Genomic DNA, 4,162 nt, shown 5'->3' on the forward strand with positions numbered 1-4,162 from the left:
GAGAGGTCTTACAAAAGCGGGTAAATGGCTAGAAGCTCTTGCTCGCAGGGAGCCTCATCTATTTGTACACTGGACAATGGGGATATTCTATATGGCTGGATAATGGGAGCCGGATGAATCGAGAGGTTCAAGTCCGGTTCTGAGAGAGCCTGGGGGTGAAATCCCCCTGGGCTACTCACCGGTTCGTGGTAGGAAAGAGCAAAAGATCAGTTGCAAGATGCAGAAGTGATGCTGCTGCGCAGGAAGTGATGCCCGGAGGAACATCCGGGGAAGTGATGCTGACGCTTTCGCGCCAGGAGGGCTAAGAGCCGTGGTTGGTGGTAGGTGGTTGGTGGTTGGTAAGAGCTTATAAACAAACAAGGGCACAATCACGACTAGAATAATTTCAGGAAAACCATCCGGGGACGCATGGCTGGCTTCGCCAGGAGGGAGAAAGAATAACCGGGGTTGGGGGTTGCGGGTTCGTGGTAGGAAAGAGCAAGAAAACCTGGTTGACCGTTTAACGGTTATCCGTTCGACGAAAAGAGCCGCTCTTCGCTTGCTAAGATACGCTGACGCTGGAAAGAGCAAAGGATCGGTTCCAAGTTCCAAGTTGTGACTTGTAAGAGAAAGCATAAGAACGGGGTTGGGGGTAGCGGGTAGGGGGTTGGAAACAGCGAAATAGGACGCAAGGCTGGCTTCGCCAGGAAGCAAAAGACAAAGTAAGGGAGGTTTAGGAGCGCTGAACGCTCGGAAGACCAAATCCGTTGGTTAGAAGCCTTGAAGAGTTCTTTGATCCCCTCTCGAGCGCTCTTCATTACCCATAAGTTAGGGAGCTAAATAGAAATCATATTATGCTCCTTCTCCTTTGGCAGTGTAACTGTATTTGGCTCCTGATGATCCTGATCTCAAGTCCTCCCTTGAGGGAGGAGGGCCACGAAGTGGCGGAGGGTGTTGGTCTTTGAGGACTGGAAAAGCCGCTGCCCTGAAATAATCCTGAGAGAGCGGTTGTTGGTTCCTGGCAAGAACATATAGCACAGACAGACCAATCACGTGAAGAGTTATACATCCGATAAAACTCGGCCAGTCGGATCGATGTGAAACGCGCTTCAAAGAGCACACACCCCACCGCAAGCGGTCCCCCCCGCTCGAGCAAGGATTTAAGATCAAGAGCAGAAGAGCGGTTCATCGTTGACACTCCGCGTCCAGGGTCTGGTCATCAGTTGCAAGTTCCATGATGCAAGTTGCAAGTCGCAGGAACGGTTATCCGTTTTCGGTTCGCTGTTCTCCGAGCAGACCTTCAAGACCTATCAAGCTCTTTGGATGATGATCTTAAGTCCTCCCTTGAGGGAGGAGGGCCACGAAGTGGCGAAGGATGTCTGTTTCAAAGAAGAGCATGGAGAGCACGAGATGAGGAGAGAGGACGAGAAACAGGAGAGGGTTCTCGTCACGAGAGAAGAGAGAGAGAAGAAACCAGTAAGGTTGGAATTGAAGCTTACGCCGTCACAAGCATCTCTTTGATCTCACCTTGACCAAGAACGAAGAACAGATCCTTGCTCTGGAACAAAGAACAATGATTTCTCTTTGACGGCTGTCTGCTCTCTCGGTGGACGGCGGACCGATAACGGACAGCGTGGTTTTCATAGGCATTCAGCGACAATCAGCTCTTTGCCCGCGAAGCTCGACTGGCTGTGACGAAGCCACCAACGTTATTTTTCCAGATACGCCTTCAATGCCTCTTCAATTGTCATCGGCTCTAGAATCACCGGCTCGTAGTCCATCTCGGCGAGCTTTTTCAGCGATCCCTGTCCCATTGCTGCCCCGATCCATACAGGGCAGTCACCGATAACCTGGAGGATCTCGTCGAGTTCCGCATGCTTATGATTCTCGAAATAAGGATTAGGCCTTGCTTCCAGCTTGACGGCGCATTTGCCTTCGTCAAGCTCATAAATGTCGTAGTACCTTGACTGCCCGAAGTGGTCGTCGTTCAATTTGAAGCCGTCGTTGGTCCCGATTGCGATTAACTTTCCCATCTCTCATCCTCCTGATCGTCTTCCTGCAAGGATGTATCTGTAAAAATCCTTCCCCCGATAGGAGTTCTTCTCGACGTTCGGATTCTTGCTAAGTCTCTTCAGAAGATCTCCGACCGATTCCTCATTGAACTCCGCCTCCACAAAACTCTTTATGTCTTTCTCCGACATCGGATGGCGCTTGATGATCTCGATCACTGCATCCAGCGCTTTTTTCTCAGAGGTAGTGAAGCTGCTCACTGGGAGGTTCTCGATACTCTCCGCCTTCAGAAGGGCGCGGGCATATCTAAGCGTCTCTTCTTCAGGTATTTCTACATTTTCTTCTGCCGGTGGCCTGGCAGGAACATTTATGTACACTCTTGCCGGGGCCAGCAGTTCGATCCTATTCTTCAGTTCTCCAAGAAATCTGTCACTGTCGTTGTAATTCTTTAAGAGCATTACTTCCAGCCAGATTTCACCCTTGAATTCCTTCGAAAACTCTAGCAAACCATTGTATACTCTTTTGTACCTTAGCTTTCCAAAGGGTCTGTTTATTTTTCTGAAGCTCTCCCCGTCAATGGCATCGAAGGTCGGCATCACAATGTCGAAATTCATTATCTCTTCTCTCAATGTTTTCTCATATAGAAGAGAGCCATTTGTGATTAGCACAAGCGGCTTGGCTGTCAGTTCTTTTAGTCCATTCACTATGGAATCCAAGGGCTTGTACAGAGTCGGTTCACCTTCTCCGACAACCGTCACAACATCGAACGACTCTTCACCATGAGCCTCTATAAACCTTCTTGCCTCGGATAGAATCTCCTCAGGCGGATAGAAGGTCCGCCTGGTATTGGTCATATTGGTCGTTCTTCCCAGCTGGCAGTAAATACACGAGTAATTGCATGTCTTGAACGGTATCGTACAGACCCCAAGCGATCTGCCAAGTCTTCTTGAAGGCACCACTCCGTATACATGACTCAGACGAATCACTTCCCTAACGATATTGTTTGGCTATCTTCCTCCCTGTCCTCCCATGCCCTTTCCCTGTCCGCCTCCGCGTCTGCCTCCCCCCATACCTCTTCCCTGTCCTCTTCCTAGCCCTCTTCCCTGTCCAGAACCGGTTCCACGGCCGATGCCGTATCCTCCTCCACCGGCTCTAAGAGAGGGATTTTCAGAGTTTGACCTTATTGCATTCACCGGACATGCACTGAAACAATCCCCGCATCTGGTGCAAAGCGCGTTGTTTATGTACGCCTTGCCCGCCTTCATTACTATTGCACCTTCCACCGGACAGGCTTTGATACACAGTCCGCATCCGGTGCACATATCTTCTCTTACCCAAGGCAATTTAAACATCTCCTTTTTTCATTATATATGTTTATTGCATATATATTATATCACTTCAAAACTCACTTCAAAACCCCCCTTTCACAAATTTCTGGAATACGCAGACGAACATCCCGAAAAGAAGGTGCTTCCAAAAACCGACCTAGTGAGACGACCACTTGCCAATAAGCTTTGCAGTATTCATTGGTTCCAAGTTCCATGTTGTGAGTTGCAAGAGAAAACCAGTTGCAAGCAAAAGAACCGCTGTGCGCTTAAAAGCGGAAAACCCGCTGGACGCTGTTTAGAGCCGTCCTTCGTTGCCCGTCCCAGATCGTGGACCCGTCCTTCGTAAAGATCATTCGTTGTGAGCGAGAATACGGACTGACTTGGTCAATAAGAACCGGTGTACGCTGTGAAGAGCCGTCCTTCGTAAAGATCTATCTTCCAGAGCGAAAATAGCGGATCTTTGGACGGTGAACCGTTAACTCTCTTGGGGTAGGTCAAGATCTTACGAACCTCCCAACAGGCAAGAAACTTCGTTGTCAGCTGCTGACTCAGAAGGTTGGTCAAGATCTTACGTACCTGCTACCCCATACCCCCAGCCTCGAAAGCTACGCTTTCCTGATCTTCCCAGCGGGTCCTTGCTCTATCCAGCGTTCAGCCCTCAGCGGTTCTTCTCAGCGGATCCTTGCTCTACCCAGCGCACAGCGATCAGCGGGTCTAAGGACAGAGCTACCTGTTTTGGAACTAGTTACTCTCCTGGTGTTCTAACTCGGAGAATGGAGAACGGTCAACCGCGTGCTGGTTTTTCTTGACTTTATCACTTGACCCCATAAAACAGAGAAGATAGC

4 protein-coding genes are annotated in these 4,162 nt (G+C 49.6%); 1 reads left to right on the forward strand and 3 read right to left on the reverse strand.

Annotated elements, in window-relative coordinates:
* The first annotated feature begins 1,344 nt into the window (after positions 1–1,344).
* Positions 1,345–1,500, forward strand: coding sequence for a hypothetical protein (locus RJ60_RS15635; protein ID WP_180979950.1), 156 nt, complete (start codon positions 1,345–1,347; stop codon positions 1,498–1,500).
* A gap of 188 nt (positions 1,501–1,688) precedes the next feature.
* Here RJ60_RS15635 and RJ60_RS12645 read toward each other — a convergent pair whose 3' ends face one another.
* Genes RJ60_RS12645 through RJ60_RS12655 form a run of 3 tightly spaced genes read right to left on the reverse strand, consistent with a single transcriptional unit; the run spans position 1,689 to position 3,332 of the window.
* The gene (locus RJ60_RS12645; protein ID WP_103134929.1) at positions 1,689–2,012 is read right to left on the reverse strand and encodes a NifB/NifX family molybdenum-iron cluster-binding protein; all 324 of its coding nucleotides are present in this window, start codon (positions 2,010–2,012) and stop codon (positions 1,689–1,691) included.
* 3 nt (positions 2,013–2,015) lie between these two features.
* A complete protein-coding gene (locus RJ60_RS12650) occupies positions 2,016–2,945 on the reverse strand; it encodes a radical SAM protein (RefSeq protein WP_258006320.1) in 930 nt (309 codons plus the stop codon).
* A 51-nt stretch (positions 2,946–2,996) separates the two neighbouring features.
* Positions 2,997–3,332, reverse strand: a complete 336-nt coding sequence (locus tag RJ60_RS12655; RefSeq protein WP_103134931.1) for a 4Fe-4S binding protein — start codon at positions 3,330–3,332, stop codon at positions 2,997–2,999.
* Positions 3,333–4,162: the final 830 nt, after the last annotated feature.

This window comes from Mesotoga sp. B105.6.4 (assembly GCF_002896535.1).
Lineage (GTDB): Bacteria > Thermotogota > Thermotogae > Petrotogales > Kosmotogaceae > Mesotoga.

What these genes read in the sequence shown, in the direction of transcription:
- RJ60_RS12645 (WP_103134929.1), bottom strand. Translation starts at nt 2,012, where the DNA reads ATGGGAAAGTTAATCGCAATCGGGACCAACGACGGCTTCAAATTGAAC.